Here is a 24,363-nt window from a genome sequence, read left to right on the forward strand (position 1 = left end):
GAAAGTGTCACGAATGCCTGAGTATCAGCTGAAAGCCAAGTCCACGTTTGCTGTCAGCGCCCATTCGGGGCTCACTGACTCCGCACCACGAACAGGCTGGCGGATCAGGGGAAATCGACCTCCGCCCCTGGCAATCGCACCATTGCGACCCCAACGACGCAGCGACCCTCGTCACCGCCCGGCTGCGATCCTGGTCACTGCCAGATACGCGCCGGTGTACCGGTCGGTTCATCCGCTCCGGGATTGATTACCCCACGCCCTGGACAACAATCCGGGGCGTGCGGGACGTCCCATCCGCGACGTGTTCCACGTCTCACCCGGCCGTGGGCGGACCGGGGGGCGGCGGAGGGGGTCAGGAGGCGAGCAGGGCGAGCGCGCCGCGCACCTGGTGCGCGCTGCGGGCCAGAGCCGCCCGGGCGGCGGAGACCTCGGCCCCGGAGACCAGCGAGACCAGGGCGGTCTTGAGATCGCCGGCGGCCTCGTGCAGGGCCCTCCGGCAGATCTCCTCCGAGCAGTTGGTGGCCTCCATCAGGATGGAGATCATCCGCCCGCGCAGCTTCGCGTTGGTGGCCACCATGTCGATCATGAGGTTCGAGTAGACCCGGCCGAGGCGCACCATCACGGCCGTGGAGAAGCTGTTCAGCACCAGCTTCTGCGCGGTGCCCGCCTTCATCCGGGTCGACCCGGTGACCACCTCCGGTCCCGTGTCCACCCCGATGAACACGTCGACCGAGGAGGCGGCCTCCGCCTCCGGGTTCGCACAGAGCAGCACCGTGGCGGCACCCTGCGCCCGGGCTGCGGCGAGCGCCCCGAGGACGTACGGCGTGCGCCCGCTGGCCGCCAGGCCGACGACCAGGTCGCCCGGTCGTACGCACTCGGCCGCCTCGGCGGCGCCGCCCCGCTCGTCGTCCTCGGCGTCCTCGACCGCGCGCAGCATCGCGTCCGGGCCGCCGGCCAGGTGGGCGCAGAACCAGTCCCGCGGGGAGTTGAAGGTGGGGGCCAGCTCGGCGGCGTCGAGCACCCCGAGCCGGCCGGAGGTGCCGGCGCCGAAGTAGTGCACCCGGTGCCCGCCACGCAGGGCCGCCACCGCCAGGTCGACGGCCCTGGCGATCTCGTCGAGGACCGCCGCGACGGCGGCCGGCACCCGGCGGTCGGCGTCGTTGATGACGGTGAGCACGTCCCGGGTCGACATCAGGTCGAGGTCGGCGCTGTCCGGGTTGCGACGCTCGGTCGGGGCGCCCACCCGGACCACCGGTCGGGCCACGGTCGCCGCCTCGTCCGGCTCCACCCGACCGGCGGTCACCCGCGCCTCCGCCCCGGGCCGACCCGGTGCGACTGGACCGCCTCGGCGGTCGCCTCCAGGGCCTTGCGGGCCCGCGCCCGGTTCCGCGCGGCCACCCCGACGAAGAGCACGTCGACCACGGTGAGCTGGGCGAGCCGGCTGGCCATCGCGCCGGAGCGGTAGGTCGTCTCGCGGGCCGCAGTGGTGAGCACGAAGTCGGCCACCTCGGTGATCGGCGAGCGGGGGAAGTTGGTCAGCGCGACGGTCGCCGCGCCCCGCGCCCGGGCCTGCTCCAGCACCTCGATGACGTCGGAGGTGGTGCCGGTGTGCGAGATGCCGACGGCGACGTCGCCCTTGCCGAGCAGCGCGGCGGAGGTCAGTGCGGTGTGGATGTCGGGGAAGTAGAAGGCGGTGCGGCCGATGCGGTGCAGCTTCTGCTGGAAGTCCGAGGCGACGAAGCCGCTGGCGGCGGCGCCGTAGACGTCGATGCGGCCGGCGGCGGCGATGGTGTCGACCACCCGCTCGCAGACCGCCGGGTCGAGCTGTTCGGCGGTCTCCTCCACGGCCCGGGCGTCGTTGAACGCGATGGTGGCGATGATCTGCGCCAGATCCGCGCCGGGCGGGATGTCACCACCGACGACCCGGGCGTCCGGCGGCTCGACCCGGCGGGCGGCCTCGGCGGCGAGCCGGATCCGCAACTGCGGGTAACCGTCCATGCCGACCGACCGGCAGAACCGGATGACGGTGGCCTCGGATGTCTCTGCGGCGGTGGCGAGATCGGTGATGGTCCGCCGCGCGGCGTCGGCCGGGTCGGAGACGACCAGCCGGGCCACCCGCTGCTCGGCGGGCGACAGCGAGGGGAGCAGGCCGCTGATGTGGACGATCAGCCCACCCGGCTCGTGACTCGCAGAAATCTTCGTACTCTTCGCCACGGATGAAACTTACTTTCATAAACGGTGGCCCGTCAACCATCACCGCGCGTGTCCGACACAAGTATCCCCCGCGCGCGTCACGTTCCGGCAGCGTGTGCGGTCACCGCAGCATCACGCTCCCGTCCGCCGCGGTCGAACACCACGCTACGGTGTCCCGCATGGCGGATCGCAGCGTGCTGGTCACCGGCGGAACGGGCGGACTCGGCGGGGCGGTCACCGCCGCCTTCGTCCAGGCGGGCTGGCGGGTGGTCGTACCCCAGCGGGAGAGCGCCACCGGGGCGGGGCCGGCGGCGTCCGGCCCGGTCCGGGTGACCGCGGACCTGATGGACCCGGCGGGCGTCGAGCGGGCCGTGCGGGCCGCCGCCGACGACCCCACCGCGCCGCTGCGCGCGGTGGTCAACCTGGTCGGCGGGTACGCCAGCGGCGGCCGGGTGCACGAGACCCCGGTCGAGGAGTTCGAGCGGATGCTCTCGATCAACCTGCGGCCCACCTACCTGGTCACCCAGGCGGCGCTGCCGCACCTGATCGCGGCCGGCGGCGGCGCGGTGGTCTGCGTCTCGTCCCGGGCCGCGCTCGCGCCGTTCCCCGGGGCGGCCGGGTACGCCACCGCCAAGGCGGCCGTGCTCGCCTTCGCCAACGCGGTGGCGGTCGAGTACCGGGCCTCCGGCGTCCGGTGCAACACCGTGCTGCCCAGCGTGATCGACACCCCGGCGAACCGGGCCGCCCAGCCGGGCGCCGATCACCGCCGGTGGGTGACCCCGGCCGAGATCGCCCCGGTGATCCGCTTCCTCGCCTCGGACGACTCCGCGCCGACCAGCGGGGCGGCCGTCCCGGTCTACGGGCGGGCCTGAACGGGCGACCACCCCCGGATCGCCGCGGCGACCGGCCGGTCGGCAGCCGACGCGTCGACGGCCGGCGGGCCGGCCTCGGGCGGTAGCCAGGCCGCCAGGTGGGCACGGATGCGCCGCTCCACCTCCTCCGGCGCGCCACCGGCGTCGACCAGCACGAAGCTCGGGTACTCGGGCAGGGTGCGGTACGCCGTGTCGGCGGCGGTCAGCCAGCCCATCGTCTCGTGGTCGTCGCCGCGCCGCTCGATCCGCCGGTACGCCTCCGCCGGGTCCACGGTGAGCAGGAAGGTGACCTGCGGGGGCGGGAAGACCCGGTAGCCGACCCGGGCCAGCCGCTCCCAACGCTGCCCGCCGTGCGCCCGGATGCTGGCGTACTGGCAGGCGGAGTAGCGGTCCATGACGGCCGTGCGGCCGGTCACCAGGCAGCTCAGCAGCGCGGCGGCGATCGCCAGCCAGCGCAGCACCGACTCCACGGCCAGCACGCCGTTGCGCCCCACCAGGCGCTGCGCGTCGGGGCGGCCGAGCCGGTTGGCCAGCCGGCCGAGCCAGCGCCGGCCGCCGGCGTTGCGATGGTAGGTGGCGGGCCGGCCGGCCGCGGTGAGCGCGTCGGCGAGCCGGTGCGCCTGGGTCGTCTTGCCCGAGCCGTCGATGCCGATCAGGGCGACGCGGCGAAGTCGGGCCGTGCCGCCGGTCGCCCGCAGTGATCTGGCCACCTTGCACAGGTTATCCGACCGGCGCTCGCCTCTCGGCGGTTTGCCCGATTGATGGCCCGGTGACCAGTCTCTGATCGCCGCCCAGGTGTGGGTGGCGGGCGGGCCGGGTACGCAACGTCATTTCCGACCGCCTGTCCACCTTCACGACGACGGGAGAACCAGATGGCCGAGCGCGGGGACGAGAGCCTGTTGCACACCCTCAAGCGGGTCGCCGCCGTGCTCAAGCAGAACGACATCCCCTTCGCCCTCGGCGGCAGCTTCGCCGTCTACGCCCACGGCGGCCACTCCAGTGAGCACGACGTGGACTTCCTGCTCTGCGAGGAGGACGTCAAACGGGCGATGGAGGCGCTGGTCGCCGAGGGCTTCACCGCCGAGCGCCCGCCGGAGGACTGGCTGGTCAAGGTCTACGACGAGGGGCGGATGGTGGACCTGATCCACCGACCGATCGAGACCCCGGTGACCGAGGAGACCTTCGCCGACACCGTGGTGCGCCCGGTGGACGCCATCCACATGCCGGTGCTGTCCGCGACCCGGCTGATGGTGCACAAGCTGCTCAGCTTCTCGCAGCACTACTGCGACTTCGCCCGCGGCCTGCCGCTGGCCCGCTCGCTGCGAGAACAGATCGACTGGGAACGGGTACGGAAGGAGACGCGGCACTCGCCGTACGCCGAGGCGTTCCTGGTGCTGCTGGACCGGCTCGACGTGGTGCCGTACGGCGGCACGCCCGTGCCGTACGCCCGCACCCCCGAGGGAGAGGAGACACCGTGACCGAGCATGGCGCCGGCCCGCCCGACGAGTACGTCGAGGCGGAGATCCACCGGCTGCTCGCCGAGGACCCGGACGTCGCCGAGCAGGGGATAACCGTGGTCCACCGGGAACGCGGCCTGGTCCTCTACGGCGAGGTGGAGACCCCGCACCGGCGGGAGGAGATCCTCCGGCGGGTCTCGGAGCGCTTCCCGGACCTGCCGATCACCAGCGACATCGGGGTGATCCGCGCGCAGGCGCCGACCCAGGTCGAGGAGCTGCCGTGAGGAGGGCCCGAGGATGATCCGGATCGCCGCCGTCGGCGACGTGCACGTGGACGAGGACGTGGTCGGCCGGTTCCGCCCGGCCCTGGAGGAGCTGCCGGACTGTGCCGACGTGCTGCTGCTCGCCGGGGACCTGACCCGGCACGGCACCGCGTCCGAGGCGCGCTGCGTGGCCCGGGAGTTCGGCGGGCTCGGGGTGCCGGTGATCACCGTGCTCGGCAACCACGACCACCAGTGCGACCAGGTGCCGCAGGTGGTCAAGGTGCTGGAGGACGCCGGGATCACCGTGCTGGAGGGGACGGGCATGGTGCTGGAGTGCGCCGCCGGCCGGCTCGGCGTGGCCGGGGTCAAGGGCTTCGGCGGTGGCTTCGCCGGCCGGTGCGCCAGCGACTTCGGGGAGCCGGAGATGAAGGCCTTCGTCCAGACGACCAACGAGAGCGCCGAGGCGCTGGGGAAGGCGCTTCGCGGGCTGGACTGCGACCTGCTGGTCGCGCTCACCCACTACTCCCCCGTGCCGGACACGCTCGCCGGCGAACCGCTGGAGATCTATCCGTTCCTGGGGTCGTACCAGCTGGGTCAGGCGATCGACTCGGCGCCGACCGCGCTGGCCCTGCACGGGCACGCCCATGCGGGCACCGAGCGGGGCACCACCCCCGGCGGGGTCCGCGTCCGCAACGTCGCGCACCCCGTGATCAAGCAGGCGTACAGCATCTTCCACCTGGGCGATCACCTCGAATGATCTCCCAGGTTTCCGGGATCGGGGAGACGGGTATTCAGCCGCCATGGAGCTGATTCTCTGGATTCTCGCAGTCGTACTCGTGGTCGCCGGCATCCTCGCGCTGTTCCGCCGGCAGATCCTGTGGGGCGTCGTCCTCATCGTGGTGGGCCTGCTGGTCGGCCCGGGTGGTGTCAGCATCTTCAGTTGACGCTGGTTTCGCGTCACCGGACCCGCCGGGGTCGTCGCTTCCGGAATCTCCGTCCTCCCAGACCTGGAGATCCGGCAGCGACGACCCCGGCGCCGTGCGTCCGGGGTCTGTCGCGCCCGCTCGCGGGGTCACCTTCGCCGCCGCGCTGAACTTCTCCAGCTGGCCGCTCAACAGCTGACCCGACGTCGCGGGGCCCCGGCCCGGCCGGGGCCCCGCCACGCGTCCGCGCGCCTCAGCAGCGCGGCACGTTCGGAATCCAGCCGTCGTAGCCGGTGTAGACGTACGCGTCGGAGATGAACCGGCCGGAGCCGATCCGATCCCAGATCGAGCTGGTGCCGTACGTGCCGGTGACCGTGGTGCCGGTGGTCTGGCAGTAGATGGTCACCGTGGCGCCGTCGGCGACCGAGCCGACCGCGCTGTAGCCGGTGCCGGGGCCGGAGCGCACGGTCAGGGCCGCGCCGGCGGTGTTGACCGTACCGGAGGCGGTGCCGCCGGAGCAGGCGTTGTCGCTGGTGTAGCTCTTGGTGCCCCAGTAGAGCGCCAGCCCGCCGTTGAACCGCACCTGGATGTCGTTGCCGCTGAGCCGCTGCTCGTAGTGCAGGTGCGGCCCGGTGGAGCCGCCGGTGCTGCCCACCCAACCGATCACCTTGCCGTAGCCGACGGTCTGACCGACCGAGACGTTGAAGCCGTTGAGGTGGGCGTAGTAGGTGGTGTAGCCGCCGCCGTGGTCGATCCGGACGTACTTGCCGTAGCTGGTGCCGCCGAGGTCGGTGACCCGGTCGACGGTGCCGGGGGCGCTGGCCACCACCGGGTCGCCGAGGTCGTCGGTACGGTTGAAGTCGATCGCGTACGCCGGGCTGTGGTCGGACCGGGTCTGCCCGGACCAGGACTGGCCGCAGGGGAACGGCACCTTGAACGTCGGCGCGGCCAGCGCGGGGCTCGCCGGGGCCACCAGGGCCACCGAGGCGAGCAGCGCGGCCCCGGCCAGGCTCCACCACCGTCTACGCATCCAGCACCTCCAATGTTGAGATTCTTCAATCTGCTGGGCACAGCGTGGCAGAAACCTCCATCGATGGGAAGTGGCGCGCCGTGCAGGTCGCGACTACTGCGCGGGAGCGTGCCCACGGCCGGTGAGCGGGTTTCGGGATTGTTACCGGGCCGTGTCCGGCCAGGGCTGGACCGGAGGTGATGCAAGCGCTTACATGTGGAGACGACCATCGGACCGGCGCGCTTCGACTTCCTCCACGCGCCGGCAAGGAAGGAGAACGGCATGGCGTTTGCCAGATCACGCCAGGCTCTCGCGATCGCCGGCGTACTGGGGCTGGCGCTCGGCGCCACCGCCTGCGGCACCGGCAACGACAAGAAGAGCGACAAGGCGAGCTCCCCCGAGTGCGCCGCATATGAGAAGTACCAGGGCCACGACGGCAAGAAGGTCACGATCTACTCGTCGATCCGGGACATCGAGGCCGACCGCCTGGAGCAGTCCTGGAAGCAGTTCGAGGACTGCACCGGCATCACGATCGACCACGAGGGCAGCGGCGAGTTCGAGGCCCAGCTCGGCGTCCGCGTCGACGGTGGCAACGCCCCCGACCTGGCCTTCATCCCCCAGCCGGGTCTGCTCAAGCGGTTCGTCGACGCGGGCAAGGTCAAGACGGTCGGCGCCGACACCAAGGCGCTGGCCGAGCAGAACTTCACCCCCGACTGGCTGAAGTACAGCACCGTCGACGGCAAGCTCTACGGCGTTCCGCTCGGCTCCAACGTCAAGTCGTACGTGTGGTACTCGCCGAAGACCTTCAAGGAGAAGGGCTGGCAGGTCCCGACCACCTGGGACGACCTGATCAAGCTCAGCGACACGATCGCGGCCAGCGGCACCAAGCCGTGGTGCGCCGGCATCGAGTCCGGTGACGCCACCGGCTGGCCGGCCACCGACTGGATCGAGGACGTCATGCTCCGGACCCAGGGTCCGGAGGTCTACGACCAGTGGACCACCCACGGCATCCCGTTCAACGACCCGAAGGTCGCCGACGCGGTGAACAAGGCCGGCACCATCCTCAAGAACGAGAAGTACGTCAACGGCGGCTTCGGCGGGGTGAAGAGCATCGCCACCACCTCCTTCCAGGAGGCGGGCGTCCCGATCACCACCGGCAAGTGCGCGCTGCACCGCCAGGCGTCCTTCTACGCCAACCAGTGGCCGCAGGGCACCAAGGTGGCCGAGGACGGCGACGTCTTCGCCTTCTACTTCCCGGCCATCGACCCGGCCAAGGGCAAGCCGGTGCTGGGTGCCGGCGAGTTCGTCGCGGGCTTCGCCGACCGTCCCGAGGTCCAGGCGGTGCAGACCTACCTGGCCTCCGGCGAGTACGTCAACAGCCGCGCCAAGATCGGCGACTGGCTGTCGGCGAACAAGAAGCTCGACCTGGCCAACGTGCCGAACCCGGTGGACAAGCTCTCCGTCGGCATCCTCCAGGACCCGAAGACCGTGTTCCGCTTCGACGGCTCGGACCTGATGCCGGCCGCGGTCGGCGCGGGCACCTTCTGGAAGGGCATGGTCGACTGGGTGAACGGCAAGGACACCGCGACCGTCCTCAACGGCATCGAGGGCAGCTGGAAGTGATCTGAGTTGGTGGCCCGGTCCGCGTCGCGGACCGGGCCACCCCCGCAACCGAGCCCTTGAAGGAGGGTCGATGGACTGGCTGGAGGAACAGCCCAAGTTCTTCATGCTGGGGTACGGGCTGCTCGCCTTCGTCGTGGTGGTGGGCGGGCTGCTCCTGCTGCTCGACGTGGTCCCCGCCTGGTTCGCCCGGCGCCGGGAGGCGCAACTGATCGCCGCGGCGGCGAGCGGTGGCCCACTGCCCCGCCGGGTCAAGCCGCGGGAGGGGCTGTTCGCCCTGTTCTTCCTGCTGCCGACGCTGCTGCTGCTCGCCATCGGGCTGGTGGTGCCGGCGATCCGGACCACGCTGCTCTCCTTCATGGACGCCGGCAGCAACGACTGGGTGGGCCTGCGCAACTACGGCTGGATGTTCTCCGAGGACTCGATCGTCCGGGTCCTGCTCAACACCCTGGTCTGGGTGCTGCTGGTCCCGCTGGTGGCCACCTCGTTCGGCCTGCTCTACGCGGTGATGGTGGACAAGGCCAGGTTCGAGGCGGTCGCCAAGTCGCTGATCTTCCTGCCGATGGCGATCTCGTTCGTCGGCGCCAGCATCATCTGGAAGTTCGTCTACGCCTACCGCGGCGACGGCCAGGAGCAGATCGGCCTGCTGAACCAGATCGTGGTCAGCCTCGGCGGCGAGCCGAAGCAGTGGCTGCTGGAGTCGCCGCTGAACACGCTGCTGCTGATCGTGATCATGGTGTGGATCCAGGCCGGCTTCGCCATGGTGGTGCTCTCCGCCGCGATCAAGGCGATCCCGGCGGACATCGTGGAGGCCGCCCGCCTCGACGGGGTCACCCCCTGGCAGATGTTCTGGCAGATCACCATGCCGAGCATCCGGCCCGCGCTGATCGTGGTGGTGGTGACGCTGTCGATCGCCACGCTCAAGGTCTTCGACATCGTCCGGACCGCGACCAACGGCAACTACGACACCAGCGTGATCGCCAACGAGATGTACAACCAGGCGTTCCGGTACGGCCAGAACGGGCAGGGCTCGGCGCTGGCCGTCTTCCTGTTCATCCTGGTGGTCCCGATCGTGATCTACCAGATCCGCAACCTGCGTCAGCAGCGGGAGGGCTGAGATGAGCACCGCCACGCCCACGGTCCCGGCCGGCACCCAGGCCACCGGGAAGACCACCACCGCCGGACGCGTCCGCAAGCGGCTGAACAGCCGTACGGCCACGCTGATCTCGATCGTCATCGCGCTGCTCTGGACGATCCCGACCTTCGGCCTCTTCGTGTCCTCGTTCCGGCCGGAGGACGAGATCAAGAGCACGGGCTGGTGGACGTTCTTCACCAACCCGCAGTTCACCCTGGAGAACTACCAGGAGGTGCTCTTCGGCAGCTCGTCCTCCTCGGGTCAGCTCGCCAGCTACTTCATCAACTCGCTGGCCATCACCATCCCCTCGGTGCTGTTCCCGCTCGCCTTCGCCTCGCTCGCCGCGTACGCGCTGGCCTGGATCAACTTCAAGGGCCGGGACTGGCTCTACATCGCGATCTTCGCGTTGCAGATCGTCCCGCTGCAGATGGCGCTGGTGCCGCTGCTGAAGTTCTTCTCCACCGGCGTCACCGTCGCCGGCGTCACCCTGATGCCGGCCTGGGACCTGGTGGACGAGCAGAAGTTCGCCCAGGTGTGGTTCGCGCACACCTGCTTCGCGCTCCCCTTCGCGGTGTTCCTGCTGCACAACTTCATCTCGCAGCTGCCCAGGGACCTGATGGAGGCGGCCCGGGTCGACGGGGCCACCCACCCCAAGATCTTCCGCACCATCGTGCTGCCGCTGATCACCCCGGCCCTGGCGGCCTTCGGCATCTTCCAGTTCCTCTGGGTCTGGAACGACCTGCTGGTGGCGCTGATCTTCGCCGGGGGCGGCAACGAGACCGCCCCGCTGACCGTCCGGCTGGCCGAGATGGCCGGCACCCGGGGCAACGAGTGGCAGCGGCTGACGGCGGGCGCGTTCGTCTCGATCGTCGTACCGCTGATCGTGTTCCTGTCCCTGCAGCGCTACTTCGTCCGCGGCCTGCTCGCCGGCAGCGTCAAGGGCTGAGGCCTCGTACCGCCGCCGCCCGTTCCCCGGGCGGCGGCGGTGACGGCCACGGAGCGGGGGAACATCGTGACGAAGATTGATGACGTCGCCCGACTCGCCGGGGTCTCGACCGCCACCGTCTCCCGGGCGCTGCGCGGCCTGCCGACGGTGTCGGCCGCGACGCGCCGCCGGGTGCTCGCCGCCGCCGAGCAGCTCCAGTACGCCGTCTCGCCGAGCGCCTCGCGGCTGGCCGGCGGCCGGACCGGGACGGTGGCCGTGGTGGTTCCCCGGATCACCCGCTGGTTCTTCGGCACCGTCGTGGAGGCGGTCGAGGAGTTCCTCCACCAGGCCGGGTACGACCTGCTCCTGTACAACCTGGGCGGCCGGGAGCAGATCCGGCAGCGGGTGCTGCGCAACGCCAACCTGCACAAGCGCGTCGACGCCATCATGCTGGTCGCCACGCCCCTGCGGGCGGCCGACCTGACCGCGCTGGCCGCGCTGGACCTGCCCGGGATCACCATCAGCTCCGGCACCGTGGTGCCCGGCTGGCCCTGCGTCCGGATCGACGACGTGGCCGCCGCCCGCACCGCCACCCGGCACCTGCTCGACCTGGGGCACCGCCGGATCGCCCACATCTCCGGCGACCCCGACGACGAACTGGCCTTCACCACCCACCTGGACCGACGCCGGGGCTACCGGGAGGCGCTGCGGGCGTCCGGGATCCGCCCCGACCCCAGCCTCGACGTCGAGTCGCAGTTCACCATCGACGGCGGCAATCGGGCCACCGCCGAGCTGCTCGCCCGGGGCGAGCCGCCGACCGCGATCTTCGCCGCCTGCGACGAGATGGCGATGGGCGCGATCACGGCGCTGCGCGACGCCGGGCTGCGGGTGCCGCAGGACGTCAGCGTGATCGGCGTCGACGACCACGACCTGGCCAGCGTGCTCGGGCTCAGCACCATCGCCCAGCCCGCCGCCGAGCAGGGCCGGCTCGCCGCCCGGCTGCTGCTCGACCCGCTCGGCACCCGCACCACCGGGCCGTACGCCGGCCGGGTCCCCGACCAGCGGATCGGCGGCGGTCGGGACGACACGCCGGCCCCCCCGGTGATCCTGCCCACTCGGCTGGTGGTGCGTGAATCGACCGCGCCACCGCGGGCACACTGAACGGATTCGACCGCACCACGGCTCGACACAGGGAGAAGGCTCTGAACACCGACGCGAGGCACCAGGAACAGTCCGGTGGCCCGGCCACCGGGTGGTGGACCGAGGCCGTCATCTACCAGATCTACCCGCGCTCGTTCGCCGACTCCGACGGCGACGGCATCGGTGACCTGCCGGGCATCACCGCCCGGCTCGGTCACCTCGCCGAGCTGGGCGTGGACGCCGTCTGGCTGTCGCCGTTCTACCCGTCGCCGCAGGCCGACGCCGGGTACGACGTGGCCGACTACCGGGACGTCGACCCGCTCTTCGGGCGGCTGGAGGACGCCGACAAGCTGATCGCCGAGGCCCGCGCCAAGGGCCTGCGGGTGATCGTCGACCTGGTGCCCAACCACACCTCCTCGGCGCACCGGTGGTTCACCGCCGCCCTGGCCGCCGCCCCGGGCAGCCCGGAGCGGGCCCGCTACATCTTCCGGGACGGTCTCGACCCGGACGGCGACCAGCCCCCGAACGACTGGCAGAGCGTTTTCGGCGGCCCCGCCTGGACCCGGGTCACCGATCCCGACGGCCGGCCCGGCCAGTGGTACCTGCACCTGTTCGACACCGGCCAGCCCGACCTGAACTGGGACAACCCGGAGGTCCGCGAGGAGTTCCAGGACGTGCTGCGGTTCTGGCTGGACCGGGGCGTCGACGGCTTCCGGGTCGACGTGGCGCACGGCCTGATCAAGCAGGCCGACCTGGCCGACTGGCAGGAGCCGCAGGAGATCCTCTCCGGCAGCGAGGTGGCGAAGCCCCGGCCGCCGATGTGGGACCAGGACGGCGTGCACGAGATCTACCGGGAGTGGCGCCGGCTGCTCGACTCGTACCCGGGCGAACGGGTCCTGGTCGCCGAGGCGTGGGTGGAGCCGGCCGAGCGGCTGGCCCGCTACGTGCGCCCGGACGAGATGCACCAGGCGTTCAACTTCGAGTACCTGCTCGCCTCGTGGACCGCGCCCGCCCAGTACGCGGTGATCACCCGCTCGCTGGAGGCAACCGACAGCGTCGGCGCGCCGACCACCTGGGTGCTCTCCAACCACGACGTGGTGCGCCACGCCTCCCGGCTCGGACTGTCCGTCGGCGGCGGCCGGCCGAACGGCATCGGCATCGGCGACCCGCAGCCGGACGCCGCGCTCGGCCTGCGCCGGGCCCGGGCGGCCAGCCTGCTGATGCTGGCCCTGCCCGGCTCCGCCTACCTCTACCAGGGTGAGGAGCTGGGGCTGCCGGAGCACACCACGCTGCCGGACGAGGTCCGGCAGGACCCGACCTGGGAGCGCAGCGGCCACACCCAGCGCGGCCGCGACGGCTGCCGGGTGCCGATCCCGTGGGAGGCCGACGCCCCGTCGTACGGCTTCGGACCGACCGACGCCAGCTGGCTGCCCCAGCCGCCGCTGTGGGCCGAGTACGCCCTCGACCGGCAGCGCGGGGTGCCCGGCTCGACGTACGAGATGTACCGGACGGCGCTGCGGCTGCGGCGCGAGCACTGGCTGGCCCGGGGTCCGCTGCAGTGGCTCTCCTCCGGCGACGAGGTGCTGACCTTCCGCAACGGCGGGCTCACCGTGCTGACCAACTTCGGCACGGCGGCCGTCCCGGCGCCGGCCGGGGAGGTGCTGCACAGCAGCGCCCCGCTGGACGCCGACGGCCGGGTACCCACCGACGTGACGGTCTGGGTCCGCGCCTGACGTAGGCACCGTTTCGCCGGCCCCGTGCGCTGACGCCAGGGGGCCGGCGGGCGGGGACTACGCGGATCGGCCGGTACCGCGCTTAGTCCGCGGGGCCGGCGGGCCCGGTGTCCGGCACTCTTCACCCGGTCCACCCCAGCTCCCGGTTGACTCGCTACAGACCTGATGTCGTGAACGACTCAGCCCTGCTCCCCGCCCGGCAGCGCACCGCCCCCGACATCAGGCCGGCCTGAATCGTCTACGTCATCAGGTCCGTAGCGTCCTAAGGGCACCCGGCCCGGTAGATCCGCCGGCTCAGCCCCAGCGCCAGCGCCGCGCAGCCTGACCTCGGACGGCACGGCACAACCCGGCGGCGGACGGTCAGAGGCGGTCGGCGCGGGCGTGCAGCAGGTCGTGCACCGCCTCGATGTCCTCCGGCGAGGAACGGGAGGCGCGCCAGTACATCAGGCCGGTGGGGATGAAGAAGAGCTGGAAGACGGCCAGCCCGACGGCGTAGTTCAGCGGCGGCGGGAAGGCCGACCGCAGGGCGTGGAAGGCCACCCCGACCAGGCCGTTGCCGGCCGCCCGGCCCACCCCGTTGACCAGGTTGCCCAGGCTGTAGACGGTGCCCCGGTGCTCGGGTGGGTTGACGTCGGCGATCAGGGCGAACCAGTTCGGCGAGTTCGCCGAGGTCAGCGCCAGCGCGACGACGGCGACGAGCAGGCTCAGCCCGACCGTCGGCTCGGTCAGCACGCTGGCCAGCACCGCCCGGACCACCGCCCCGCCGCCGGCGCCGTCGGGCACCACGATGCGGATCGGCACGAAGAAGAGGACCAGGTAGAACGGCACGGCCGCGAGGATGCCCACCGCCGCGACCAGGGCCCGTCCCCTCGGGGTACGCCGTTGCAGCGCGTCGCCGGCCAGTCCGCCGACGATGGAGAACACCCCGCCGAGCTGAAACAGCGTGGCGAAGACGCTGCCCACCACCACCGCGGTCGCCGACGAGTAGCCCTGGGCCTCGGCCCGTTGCGCGAAGAGCACCGGCAGCCAGACCAGCGAGCCGAACGCCGCCTGCGCGGTCAGGCCCTGCAGGATCAGCCACCGGTTGGTCCGCCGGTCCAGGATCCGGGGCAGGTCGGCGCGGGTGATCCGGTAGTCGTACTCGGCCCCGGCGCTCAGCGCACCGGCCAGCTCGGGCTCGCTCTGCCCGCGCCGGATGTCGTACGTGAAGAGATAGGCCAGGGTGGCGGCCAGCCCGACCACGGTGAGCGCCAGGAACGGACGCCGCCAGTCGGTGGCCCCCAGCAGGCCGCCGGTGAGCGTGCCGGCCAGCGTCCCCACCCCCTGCGACAGCCCCCAGAAGCTCATCACCAGCCCCCGGCGGCGGGGCGAGATCAGGTCGGTGACCACGGAGAACCCGACCGAGCCGACCGCGCCGAGCCCGACCGCGGCCACCAGCTGCGCGGCCAGGAAGGTCGGGTAGTCCTGGGCCAGCGCGCTGCCGCCGGTGCCGGCCGCCCAGATCAGGGTGCCGACCATGAGCAGCGGCTTGCGGTTCGTCCGGTCCCCCACGTACGCCCAGGCCACCGCCGCCACCGCGCTGACCAGGAAGCTGACCGCGGTGACCAGCCCGAGCAGCCGCTGCGGCACGCCCAGCGCCCCGGAGATCGGCCCGTACAGGGGCGGGACCAGGCCGATCGCCACGTTGTCCAGCGAGGCGAGCACCACGAAGACCACGACGCTGTAGAACCGGTGCGCCGTGCCGCCGCCCCAGGTCCGCGCCGCCCCACCCCTGGTCAAGGTCATGTGCGGCAGCCAATCAGGACGAGGTCACGGTCGCGTCACCGGGGTCGGCCCCGCCCGCTCAGTCCGGCGTCCGGTCGACGGTCCGGTCCCGGGCCCGGGCGTACCGCTCGCGGACGGCGGGGACGGGCTCGGCGTCGTACTCCCGGGTGCCGGCGTCGGCCCACTGCGGTGGCACCGCGCCGCCCAGGGCGACCCAGGCGGCCTGGCGAGCGGCCCCGTCGGCCACGTACTCGCCGGGCGGCGGCACCACCACCGGCCGGCCGAAGACCTGCGGGGCGATCCGGCGCACCGCCGCCGAGCGGGCCCCGCCACCGACCAGGATCACCCGCCGGGCGTCGGCGCCCTGGGCGGTGAGCGCGTCCAGCCCGTCGGCGAGCGCGCAGAGCATCCCCTCGACGGCGGCCCGGGCCAGGTGCGCCGGGGTGGCGGTACGCAGGGTGAGCCCGTGCAGCGCGCCGGTGGACAGTGGCCGGTCGGGCGTCCGCTCCCCTTCTAGGTAGGGGACCATGACCAGCCCGTCCGCGCCGGGTGGGGCGGACAGCGCCAGCTCGCTCAGCTCGTCGAGGCCGACCCGCAGCAGCGCGGCGGCGGCGTCCAGGACCCGGGCGGCGTTGAGGGTGCAGACCAGCGGCAGGTACCGGCCGGTGGCGTCAGCGAACCCGGCGACGGCGCCACTCGGGTCGGCAGCCGGCACGTCGGCCACGCTGAACACGGTGCCGGAGGTGCCGATCGAGACGACCACGTCGCCGGGGCCGGCGCCGACGCCGAGGGCGGCGGCCGCGTTGTCCCCGGTGCCCGGGCCGAGCACGATCCCGCCGGGCGCGGCACCCGACGGGCCGACCCCGGAGCCTGGGACCGCGCCGGGGCCGGCTGCCGACGCCGGGCCGCCCAGCGTGGCCGGGTCCAGGGTGCCGGCGGCCTCGGCCGGGCCGAGCACCGCCGGCACCGCCACCACCCGCCCGAAGGCCTGTTCCAGCAGGTCGAGGCGGTACTCGCCGGTGCGCGGCGACCAGTAGCCGGTGCCGCTGGCGTCGCCCCGGTCGGTGCGCAGCGCGGCCAGGCCGGGCGCGCCGGCCAGCCGCCAGGTGAGCCAGTCGTGGGGCAGGCAGACGGCCGCGACCCGGGCCGCCCGCTCCGGCTCGTGCCGGGCCAGCCAGCGCAGCTTGGTGCCGGTGAAGCTCGCCACCGGCACGCTGCCCACCGCCTCGGCCCAGAAGCGGCGGCCCGCCACCGGGCCGCCGGCCTCGTCGACGAGGTCCCGGGCCGCGTCGGCGGAGCGGGTGTCGTTCCAGAGCAGGGCGGGCCGGACCACCTCGCCCGCCTCGTCCAGGCAGACCATGCCGTGCTGCTGGCCGGCGACCGAGAGGGCCGCGACGTCGGCCAGCCCGCCGGCGGCGTCCACGGCCGTGCGCAGCGCGTCCCACCAGGCCCGCGGGTCGACCTCGGTGCCGTCCGGGTGCGGCGCCCGGCCCTGCCGGGCCAGCGCACCGGTGGCCGCGTCCCGGATCACGACCTTGCAGGACTGGGTGGACGAGTCGACACCGGCGACGAGCGGCACGGCGCCCGCCTCAGCGCGCGCCGAGCAGGTGCTCGACGGCGAGCTGGTTGAGCCGGACGAAGCCGAAGCCCCGCGCCGCGACCGCGTCCACGTCGACGTCCTCGAACGCGGACCGGTCGGCGAGCAGCTCGGCGTACCCCTCCCCCGGGCTCAGCGTCGGGGTGGACAGCTCGGCGACCTTGCTGGCGGCCAGCGCCTCGGCCACCTCCGGGTCGGCCCGGAACGCCGCGGCCCGCTCCTTGAGCAGCAGGTACGTGCGCATGTTCGCCTCCGCCGAGGCCCACACGCCGGCGAAGTCCTCAGTGCGCGAGGGCTTGTAGTCGAAGTGCCGGGGCCCGTCGTACGCCGGGCCGCCGTCCGGGCCGCCGTGCTCCAGCAGGTCGACCAGGGCGAAGGCGTTGAGCAGGTCACCGTGGCCGAAGACCAGGTCCTGGTCGTACTTGATGCTCCGCTGGCCGTTGAGGTCGATGTGGAACAGTTTGCCCTGCCAGAGCGCCTGCGCGATGCCGTGTGCGAAGTTCAGCCCGGCCATCTGCTCGTGCCCGACCTCCGGGTTGAGGCCGACCCGGTCCGGGTGGGCCAGGGTGGAGATGAACGCCAGCGCGTGCCCGATGGTGGGCAGCAGGATGTCGCCGCGCGGCTCGTTGGGCTTGGGCTCGATGGCGAAGCGCAGGTCGTAGCCGGAGTCCACGACGTACTGGCAGAGCAGGTCGACCGCCTCGCGGTAGCGGTCCAGCGCGGCCCGGACGTCCTTGGCCAGGTCGTACTCGGCGCCCTCCCGGCCGCCCCACATCACGAAGGTGCGGGCGCCCAGCTCGGCGGCGAGGTCGACGTTGCGCAGCACCTTGCGCAGCGCGTACCGGCGCACATCCCGGTCGTTGCTGGTGAATCCGCCGTCCTTGAAGACGGGGTGGGTGAAGAGGTTGGTGGTGACCATCGGGACGACCAGGCCGGCCTCGTCGAGCGCCTTGCGGAACCGGGCCAGGTGGGCCTCGCGGGCGGCGGCGTCCGCGCCGAAGGGGACCAGGTCGTCGTCGTGGAAGGTGATCCCGTACGCGCCCAGCTCGGCGAGGCGGTGCACCGCCTCCACCGGGTCCAGCTCAGCGCGGGTGGCGTCGCCGAACGGGTCGCGGGCCTGCCAGCCCACCGTCCAGAGCCCGAAGGAGAACTTGTCGGCGGGGGTGGGACGGGGTGCCATGGCAGACCTCCGGTGGTGTCGCCGCAATTTGTTCAATGGATGGATTAAATGACCGTGCTGTGGCACTGTCAAGGGGTGAGCAGCACCAGCACCGCGGGCGCGGTCCGGCAGGGCAGCCTGCGCGAGCTCAACCTCGCCGTCGTGCTCGGGCGGATCGCCGCCGCCGACCAGCCGCCGTCACGGGCCGGCATCGCCGGCCAGACCGGCCTCACCCGGGCCACCGTCTCGGCCGTGGTGGACGACCTGATCACCGGCCGCCTGGTCACCGAGGCCGACCCCGCGCCGCGCGGCGGAGCGGGCCGCCCGGCCCGGGGGCTCCGGCTCGCCACCGACGGCCCGGCCGGGCTGGGTCTGGAGGTCAACGTCGACTACCTGGCCGCCTGCGTCGTCGACCTCGCCGGCACCGTCCGGCACCACGAGGTACGCCGGGCCGACCTGCGCCCGGTCGCCCCCGCCGACGCGCTCGCCCGGCTGGTCGAGCTGGCCGGGCGGGCCCGGGCCGCCGCCGACCGGGAGGAGCTGACCCTGGCCGGGGCCACGCTGGCCGTGCCGGGGCTGGTCGACGGCCACGGCCTGGTCCGGCTCGCGCCCAACCTCGGCTGGCGCGACGTCGACGTCCCCGCCCTGCTCGCCGCGCATCCGCCGCTGGCCGGGCCGGTCGACGGGGTGCCGGCGCTGGTGGTCGACAACGAGGCCAACCTGGCCGCCCTCGGCGAGCTGCACGCCGGCCCGGCGACGGCCAGCTTCCTGCACGTCTCGGGCGAGATCGGCATCGGCGCCGGGATCGTGCTCGACGGCGCGCTGTTCCGGGGCGCCCGGGGCTGGAGCGGCGAGCTGGGCCACGTACCGGTCGACCCGGCCGGGCCGCGGTGCCGCTGCGGCGCGCGGGGCTGCCTGGAGACGTACGCCGGTCAGGAGGCCGTCCTCGGCGCGGCCGGACTTTCCGGGGCGGACCTGCCGGCGGACACGGCGGCGCGCCGGCTGGCCGACCTCGCCGAGGCGGGCGACCCGGCCACCCTCGACGCGCTGCGCGCGGCCGGCACCGCCCTCGGGGTGGCGGTGGCCGGCGTGGTCAACCTGCTGGACCTGGACACCGTGGTCCTCGGGGGCGGATACGCCACCCTGGCACCCTGGCTGCGCCCCCCGGTCCTCGCCGAGCTGACCGACCGGGTGCTCACAGCGGCCTGGTCGCCGGTCACGGTCCGCGCGGCGGCGCTCGGCCCGGCGTCGGCCGCGGTCGGTGGGGCCGGGTCGGTGGTCCGCCGGATCATCACCCGGCCGTCCGGTTGGCTGGCCGGCCGGCCCTGAGCCGACCTTGCTGGCTGGGCGTCCGTCGGTCCGCCTCGCTACCCTTGCCCCGAGGCACCGTTCCCGTCCGAGGAGTCCGCTACCAGCATGCGCACAGGTCGACAGGCCGAGGCGAGCGGCGACCAGCGGTGACGACCATCCGCCGCGGTGGACCCGCCGGACCGGCCAGCAACGGGGAGCAGGTGTCCCCCGCGCCGCACCGACCGTCCTCCGACGCGCCGCTGCCCGCCGACCCCCGGCTCGCCCGCGAGCTGCTGGACGGCCTGGCCGAGGCGGTGGTCACCACCGACCACGCCGGGATCGTCACGCTGGTCAACGCGACGGCCGGCGAACTCCTGCCCGAGCTGACCCCCGGGACCGACCTGGCGCGCTGCGCGGTGCCGGCGCTGGCGAGCGCCGTCCGGCGGGCAGCCGAGACCTTCGACACCGAGCACCGCGGCCGTCGGCTGCGGGGCGTCTGCCGCCCGCTGGCCGCCGGCCGGTGCGCCTGGTACGTCCGGGACGTCACCGAGGAGCAGGCCCGCGTCGACGCCCTCCTCGCCGAACGCTCCCGCACCGCCTTCCTCGCCCAGGCCGGCAGTCGGCTCGGCCTCTCCCTGCACCGGGACCAGGCACTGCGGGCCACGGCCACGCTGCCGGTGCCGTACCTGGCCGATGCGGCGCTGGTCGTCCACCACCCGCCGCCCGCCGCCGACCGGCCGCACTGGATCCGGTACGCCGAGGGCGACCCCGCCCCGGTCACCGGCATCGGCTCCGCGGCGCTGACCAGCTCCGTCCCCGGCCTGGCCGAGGCGCTCGACGGTGCCGCCACCGAGCCCACCACCTGGCTCGACGCCGAGCCGGCCGAGCTGGCCGAGGTGCTGCCCGACTCGTTCGGCCGGCCCGGCACCGTGCTGATCAGCCCGATGCCCGGCGCCGGCGGGCCGGGCGGCGCCCTGATCCTCGTCCGCCGGGCCGAGCGCCCGGGCTTCGACCAGCGCGACGTCGAGCTGGCCCGGGAGTTCGCCGCCCGGGCCGGCGCCTCGCTGGCCGCCGCCCAGCTCTACGGCGAGCAGGCCCACCTGGCCCGGGTGCTCCAGCACAGCCTCCTGCCGCCGGAGCTTCCTGCACTGCCCGGCCTCGCCCTGGCCGGCGGCTACCGGGCCGCCGGGGACAGCCTGCGCATCGGCGGCGACTTCTACGACGTGTTCCGCACCGAACGGGGCGGGATGTTCGCCCTCGGCGACGTCTGCGGCAGGGGCGTCGGGGCCGCCGTGCTCACCGGCCGGGTGCGCCAGTCGTTGCAGACGCTCCGCCTGGTCGAGCAGCGCCCCGTGGAGCTGATGCGGCTGCTCAACCGGGCCCTCTTCGACACACCGGACGCCGCCCGGCGCGCCCAGTTCACCACCCTGCTGCTCGGCACCGCCGAGCCGGAGGCCGACGGTGGGGCGCGGGTACGCGTCGCCGGCGGCGGGCACCCCGCCCCGCTGCTGGTACGCGCCGACGGCACCGTCACTCCGGTGCCGGTCGGTGGCATGCCGATCGGCGCCTTCACCACCGCGACCTTCGCCGAGGCGGAGGTGCGACTGGCCCCGGGCGAGCTGCTACTGGCGTACACCGACGGGGTGACCGAGGCACGCGGCGGCCCGACGGCGATGGAGACGTTCGGCGAGCGACGGCTGCGCGAGGTGCTCGCCTCGGCGGCGGGACTGCCGCCGAGCGCCGTGGTCGACCGCCTGCTCCAGGTGGTGGACGACTGGCTGGACGGGCAGAGCCACGACGACATCGCCATGCTCGCCGTCTGCGCCGCGCCCCGGCCGTGACCGGCCCCGAGCTGACCCACGGCCAGCGGTGACGGCGCCCCGGCGGATCAGGATCAGGCGGAGCGGGCCGCCGACGGGTCGCCGATCGCGCCGTCGTGGGGCGGGACCCCGCTGCCCTGCCACGGCACCACCGGCGGCGCCGACTCCTCCAGGTCGCGGGCGGCCCGGTCGAACTCCCGGACTCCCCGCAGCAGGGCCTGGCGGCCCTCGTCGCTCATCCCGGCCAGCACGTCGGCCAGCCGCCGCCGCCGGTCCCGGCGCAGCTCGGCCATGAGTCCCCGGGCCTCCGGGGTCAGGTGCAGGGAGATCTCCCGCCGGTCGAGGCGGCCCGGCTCCCGCTCCAGCATGCCGGCCGCCACCAGCCGGTCGCAGAGCCGGCTGGCCGAGGAGAGCAGCATGTCGAGCAGGGTGGCGAGCCGGCGGAGGTTGATCCCGTCGTGCCGCTCCACCACCATGACCGCGCGCAGCTGAGCGGCGGAGAGGCGGCTGGTGGTGCTCTCCCGCGCCGCCTCCCACAGGGACAGCAGGGCACCCGCCGCGCCGTCCAGCTCGGCGGCCATACTCAGTTCCGGTCCCGCGGGACCACGTTCGTCGGCCATGGTGGGCCCGAGACTACCCGGAGTACCGGGTGGTCGGCCCCTGTCAGGAGGAGTGATGATGAGCGGATCGGACGAGCAGGCCCGGCGGGTGCTGGTCGAGGCACCGGCCGACCTCCTGCTCGACCGGCTCGCCGCCGAGCTGGAACGGACGTTCAGGATCACGGAGAGCGAACTCTTCCAGGTCGACTACCGCCTCTCGGTGCTGCTGCCGCTGCGTGAAGGAGATCCGCTCACCGAGCCCGGCCACCCGGCCTGGCGCTGCTTCGACCACCAGGAGCCGATCGTGGCCGGCGGCGTCGGCTGGTTCCCGGTCGGCATGCGCGGCGAACGGCGTGGGGTGCTGCGCCTGGCCCCGGTCGCCGACGATGCCGCCCAGGTCGAGGAACTCGCCGCCATCGCCACCGCCCTCGGGCATGAACTCGCCGCCGTCTCCGCCGGCACCGACGTCTACCGGGCGTCCCGCCGGGCCCGCCGGCTCACCCTCGCCGCCGAGATGCAGTGGGAGCTGCTGCCCGGCCGCAGCCGGATCCGCCCGTCGTTCAGCCTGGCCGGTCAGCTGGAGCCGGCGTACGCGGTGCGCGGCGACAGCTTCGACTGGTCCGACGACGGGCACCGGGTCTGGCTCGCCACGATCAACGGGTCGGGCGAGGGGGTGACCGCCGCGCTGCTCACCTCGCTGGCCACCTACGCGCTGCGCAACGCCCGCCGGGGTGGGCTCGGGCTGGCCGATCAGGCCGCACTGGCAGACCAGGCGATCTACGCCCTGCACCGGGGCGAGCAGCACCTGTCCGCGCTGCTGATGGAGCTGGACCTCGCCTCCGGGAAGCTGACGGTGGTGGACGCCGGGTCGCCCCGCCTGGTGCGGCTGCGCGACGGGGAGATCAGCGAGCAGGTGCTCGAGAAGCAGTTCCCGCTGGGCATGTTCGAGGGCACCGACTACCAGGAGCAGTGTTTCGAGCTGCGCCGCGGCGACCGGCTCTTCGTGCTCAGCGACGGAGTGATCGACGCGACCGGCCAGAACGTCCGGTACGGGGAGACCGCGCTGGACCGGTTCCTGCGCCGTACCGGGCCGATGGAGCCGCTGGACGCCGTCCGGTCGCTCCTGGGCGACCTGCGGGCGTTCGTCGCCGGTGACCTGGTCGACGACGCGGTGGTGGTCTGCCTGGACTGGACCGGCCCGCAGGCCTGAGGGTCAGTACGCTCCGCGCCCCCGCAGCACCGCGCCGAAGGTCTTCCAGAGGATGGTGAGGTCGGCGGCGAGCGACCAGTTCTCGACGTAGTACAGGTCGAGCCGGATGCCGTCCTCCCAGCTCAGGTCGGAGCGGCCGCTGACCTGCCAGAGCCCGGTCATCCCGGGCTTGACCAGCAGCCGCCGGGCCACGTCGCCGTCGTAGCGGGCCACCTCGGAGGGCAGCGGCGGGCGGGGGCCGACCAGGCTCATCTGCCCCAGCAGCACGTTGACCAGCTGCGGCAGCTCGTCCAGGGACCACTTGCGCAGCAGCCGCCCGACCCGGGTCACCCGCGGGTCGTCGCACATCTTGAACATCAGCCCGTCGGTCTCGTTGCGCACCGCCAGCTCGTCGAGGAGGGCGTCGGCGTTGGCCACCATGGTGCGGAACTTCAGCACGCCGAACTCCCGGCCGCCCCGTCCGACCCGGGTCTGCCGGAACAGCACCAGGCCCCGGCTGTCCAGCCGGATGGCCAGCGCGACCGCCGCCCCCAGGGGCAGCAGGAGCAGCACCGCCAGCGCGGCGGCGGCCCGGTCGACGAACTCCTTGACCAGCTTGCGGGCGCCCCGGAACTCGGGCGCCTCGACGTGGATCAGCGGCAGCCCGGCGACCGGCCGGGTGTGGATGCGAGGGCCGGCCACGTCGGTGAGGGCCGGCGCGACGACCAGGTCGATGCCGGTCTCCTCCAGCTGCCAGCCGAGCCGGCGCAGCCGGGCCGCGGTCAGCTCGCCGGAGGCGGTGACGGCGACCGTGTCCGCGCCGATCGCGGCGGCCGCCTCGGGGACGCCGCGCAGCGAGCCGACCACCGGCACGTCACTGAGCCGTTGCGGCACCGGCGCGAGCAGCGCGTCCGGGATGCAGGCACCGACCACCTGATAGCCGGCGTACGGCTCGCGGCGCAGGGTGTGCACGAGTTCCAGCACGTGGGCGGTGTCGCCGACCACCAGCACCCGGCGGGACCAGCCGGCACCCCGGTACCGGGCCCGGTGCAGCCGCTTGCGCGCGGCGAACCGGTTCACCTCGAGCGCCACGGTGCCGACGGCGAACGAGATGCCCAGGAAACCCCGGGACACGTCGGCCTCGGCGATGTAGCCGACGATGGCGATGCCACCGGCGAGCCGGAGGCTGGCCGCGCTCACCCGCCGGTACTCGTCGGCGCCGTAGCCGAGCACCCGGTCGTCGTAGCAGCGCAGCATCCGCAGCGAGAGCAGCCAGGCGAGCACCAGGCCGGGGGCCACCAGCACGTACGGGATCTCGGAGCCGACCGGCACCCGGTCACCGAAGCGGGCGGCGTACCCGACCAGGACGGCGAGGGAGAGCACGGCGGTGTCGAGCACCACCAGGATCCGCACGTACGCCCGCTGGTCGGCCCGGGCGACCGGGCCGGTCGGCGGGCCGGCCGGGGCACGCGGGATCCGTGCCGGCGTGGACAGCGTCGCAGAGGTCACCCAGCCTCCCCACATCGCGCGCACCGGCTCCGGCCGACGACCGCCCCGGGCGGGACCTCGACGCCGGAGCGCACCGGACATCCTGCCTGACAATGATGCTCGCCGATTGATTCGGACGTATTGCCGTCACTTTGCCTTCCGGCCCCGACACCGGAAATGCGAACCG

Annotated in this window: 21 protein-coding genes and 1 pseudogene; 13 read left to right on the top strand and 9 right to left on the bottom strand. The window is 73.5% G+C overall.

Annotated features, from left to right (window positions below; translation table 11 throughout):
* Positions 1 to 352: 352 nt before the first annotated feature.
* Positions 353 to 1,303 (bottom strand): N-acetylmuramic acid 6-phosphate etherase, encoded by a 951-nt coding sequence (murQ, locus tag ACTWM8_RS24765; RefSeq protein ID WP_377607870.1) that lies wholly within the window; start codon positions 1,301 to 1,303, stop codon positions 353 to 355.
* Positions 1,300 to 2,214 carry a MurR/RpiR family transcriptional regulator gene (locus ACTWM8_RS24770; protein WP_334571474.1) on the bottom strand — a complete coding sequence of 305 codons (915 nt, stop codon included), beginning with the start codon at positions 2,212 to 2,214 and terminating at the stop codon, positions 1,300 to 1,302. The genes murQ and ACTWM8_RS24770 overlap by 4 nt, the downstream gene beginning before the upstream one ends.
* A 158-nt stretch (positions 2,215 to 2,372) precedes the next feature.
* Between ACTWM8_RS24770 and ACTWM8_RS24775 the strand changes: the two genes are divergently transcribed.
* Complete coding sequence (locus ACTWM8_RS24775) at positions 2,373 to 3,065, top strand: SDR family NAD(P)-dependent oxidoreductase (protein ID WP_446211106.1); 693 nt, start codon at positions 2,373 to 2,375, stop codon at positions 3,063 to 3,065.
* Here the strand turns inward: ACTWM8_RS24775 and ACTWM8_RS24780 are convergent.
* Complete coding sequence (locus ACTWM8_RS24780; RefSeq protein WP_446211107.1) at positions 3,050 to 3,775, bottom strand: thymidylate kinase; 726 nt, start codon at positions 3,773 to 3,775, stop codon at positions 3,050 to 3,052. The two genes, ACTWM8_RS24775 and ACTWM8_RS24780, sit on opposite strands and share 16 nt — an antisense overlap.
* Positions 3,776 to 3,937: 162 nt before the next feature.
* Here ACTWM8_RS24780 and ACTWM8_RS24785 point away from each other — a divergent pair, with 162 nt between their 5' ends.
* From ACTWM8_RS24785 to ACTWM8_RS24800, 4 genes and pseudogenes are all read left to right on the top strand, one after another.
* The gene (locus tag ACTWM8_RS24785; RefSeq protein ID WP_446211108.1) at positions 3,938 to 4,543 is read left to right on the top strand and encodes a nucleotidyltransferase; all 606 of its coding nucleotides are present in this window, start codon (positions 3,938 to 3,940) and stop codon (positions 4,541 to 4,543) included.
* Positions 4,540 to 4,806 carry a hypothetical protein gene (locus ACTWM8_RS24790; RefSeq protein ID WP_088960633.1) on the top strand — a complete coding sequence of 89 codons (267 nt, stop codon included), beginning with the start codon at positions 4,540 to 4,542 and terminating at the stop codon, positions 4,804 to 4,806. Before ACTWM8_RS24785 ends, ACTWM8_RS24790 begins: the two co-directional genes overlap by 4 nt.
* Positions 4,807 to 4,819: 13 nt before the next feature.
* Positions 4,820 to 5,595 (top strand): annotated as a pseudogene (locus tag ACTWM8_RS24795) (metallophosphoesterase family protein).
* Complete coding sequence (locus tag ACTWM8_RS24800) at positions 5,586 to 5,729, top strand: GPGG-motif small membrane protein (protein ID WP_167179460.1); 144 nt, start codon at positions 5,586 to 5,588, stop codon at positions 5,727 to 5,729. The pseudogene ACTWM8_RS24795 and the gene ACTWM8_RS24800 overlap by 10 nt, the downstream one beginning before the upstream one ends.
* 232 nt (positions 5,730 to 5,961) lie before the next feature.
* Here the strand turns inward: ACTWM8_RS24800 and ACTWM8_RS24805 are convergent, their stop codons facing one another.
* Positions 5,962 to 6,738 carry a peptidoglycan DD-metalloendopeptidase family protein gene (locus ACTWM8_RS24805; RefSeq protein ID WP_446211109.1) on the bottom strand — a complete coding sequence of 259 codons (777 nt, stop codon included), beginning with the start codon at positions 6,736 to 6,738 and terminating at the stop codon, positions 5,962 to 5,964.
* Between the two features lie 261 nt (positions 6,739 to 6,999).
* Here ACTWM8_RS24805 and ACTWM8_RS24810 point away from each other — a divergent pair, with 261 nt between their 5' ends.
* From ACTWM8_RS24810 to ACTWM8_RS24830, 5 genes are all read left to right on the top strand, one after another.
* A complete protein-coding gene (locus tag ACTWM8_RS24810; protein WP_154942335.1) occupies positions 7,000 to 8,340 on the top strand; it encodes an ABC transporter substrate-binding protein in 1,341 nt (446 codons plus the stop codon).
* Positions 8,341 to 8,410: 70 nt separating this feature from the next.
* The gene (locus ACTWM8_RS24815; RefSeq protein ID WP_446211110.1) at positions 8,411 to 9,454 is read left to right on the top strand and encodes a carbohydrate ABC transporter permease; all 1,044 of its coding nucleotides are present in this window, start codon (positions 8,411 to 8,413) and stop codon (positions 9,452 to 9,454) included.
* 1 nt (position 9,455) lies between these two features.
* Positions 9,456 to 10,418, top strand: a complete 963-nt coding sequence (locus ACTWM8_RS24820) for a carbohydrate ABC transporter permease (protein ID WP_154942333.1) — start codon at positions 9,456 to 9,458, stop codon at positions 10,416 to 10,418.
* A 66-nt stretch (positions 10,419 to 10,484) separates the two neighbouring features.
* Positions 10,485 to 11,558, top strand: a complete 1,074-nt coding sequence (locus tag ACTWM8_RS24825) for a LacI family DNA-binding transcriptional regulator (RefSeq protein ID WP_446211111.1) — start codon at positions 10,485 to 10,487, stop codon at positions 11,556 to 11,558.
* Between the two features lie 41 nt (positions 11,559 to 11,599).
* Entirely contained in the window at positions 11,600 to 13,270 is a 1,671-nt protein-coding gene (locus ACTWM8_RS24830) for a glycoside hydrolase family 13 protein (protein ID WP_446214662.1), read from the top strand.
* 360 nt (positions 13,271 to 13,630) lie between these two features.
* On the opposite strand, the gene ACTWM8_RS24835 is transcribed toward ACTWM8_RS24830, so the two are convergent.
* The 3 genes from ACTWM8_RS24835 to xylA are packed head-to-tail and all read right to left on the bottom strand — an operon-like array spanning position 13,631 to position 17,811.
* The gene (locus tag ACTWM8_RS24835) at positions 13,631 to 15,055 is read right to left on the bottom strand and encodes an MFS transporter (RefSeq protein WP_446211112.1); all 1,425 of its coding nucleotides are present in this window, start codon (positions 15,053 to 15,055) and stop codon (positions 13,631 to 13,633) included.
* A 58-nt stretch (positions 15,056 to 15,113) separates the two neighbouring features.
* Positions 15,114 to 16,613 (bottom strand): xylulokinase, encoded by a 1,500-nt coding sequence (xylB, locus tag ACTWM8_RS24840; RefSeq protein WP_446211113.1) that lies wholly within the window; start codon positions 16,611 to 16,613, stop codon positions 15,114 to 15,116.
* Positions 16,614 to 16,623: 10 nt separating this feature from the next.
* Complete coding sequence (gene xylA, locus ACTWM8_RS24845; RefSeq protein ID WP_446211114.1) at positions 16,624 to 17,811, bottom strand: xylose isomerase; 1,188 nt, start codon at positions 17,809 to 17,811, stop codon at positions 16,624 to 16,626.
* 48 nt (positions 17,812 to 17,859) lie between these two features.
* On the opposite strand from xylA, the gene ACTWM8_RS24850 reads away from it, so the two are divergent.
* The gene (locus tag ACTWM8_RS24850; RefSeq protein ID WP_446211115.1) at positions 17,860 to 19,119 is read left to right on the top strand and encodes an ROK family protein; all 1,260 of its coding nucleotides are present in this window, start codon (positions 17,860 to 17,862) and stop codon (positions 19,117 to 19,119) included.
* Positions 19,120 to 19,247: 128 nt separating this feature from the next.
* Positions 19,248 to 20,921, top strand: coding sequence for a SpoIIE family protein phosphatase (locus ACTWM8_RS24855; protein WP_446211116.1), 1,674 nt, complete (start codon positions 19,248 to 19,250; stop codon positions 20,919 to 20,921).
* Positions 20,922 to 20,974: 53 nt separating this feature from the next.
* Here the strand turns inward: ACTWM8_RS24855 and ACTWM8_RS24860 are convergent, their stop codons facing one another.
* Complete coding sequence (locus ACTWM8_RS24860; protein WP_446211117.1) at positions 20,975 to 21,481, bottom strand: MarR family winged helix-turn-helix transcriptional regulator; 507 nt, start codon at positions 21,479 to 21,481, stop codon at positions 20,975 to 20,977.
* Between the two features lie 97 nt (positions 21,482 to 21,578).
* Here ACTWM8_RS24860 and ACTWM8_RS24865 point away from each other — a divergent pair, with 97 nt between their 5' ends.
* A complete protein-coding gene (locus ACTWM8_RS24865; protein ID WP_446211118.1) occupies positions 21,579 to 22,709 on the top strand; it encodes a PP2C family protein-serine/threonine phosphatase in 1,131 nt (376 codons plus the stop codon).
* Positions 22,710 to 22,712: 3 nt separating this feature from the next.
* Here the strand turns inward: ACTWM8_RS24865 and ACTWM8_RS24870 are convergent, their stop codons facing one another.
* Entirely contained in the window at positions 22,713 to 24,197 is a 1,485-nt protein-coding gene (locus ACTWM8_RS24870; RefSeq protein WP_446211119.1) for a sugar transferase, read from the bottom strand.
* Positions 24,198 to 24,363 lie beyond the last annotated feature (166 nt).

It is taken from the genome of Micromonospora sp. IBSANI012, from assembly GCF_052814045.1.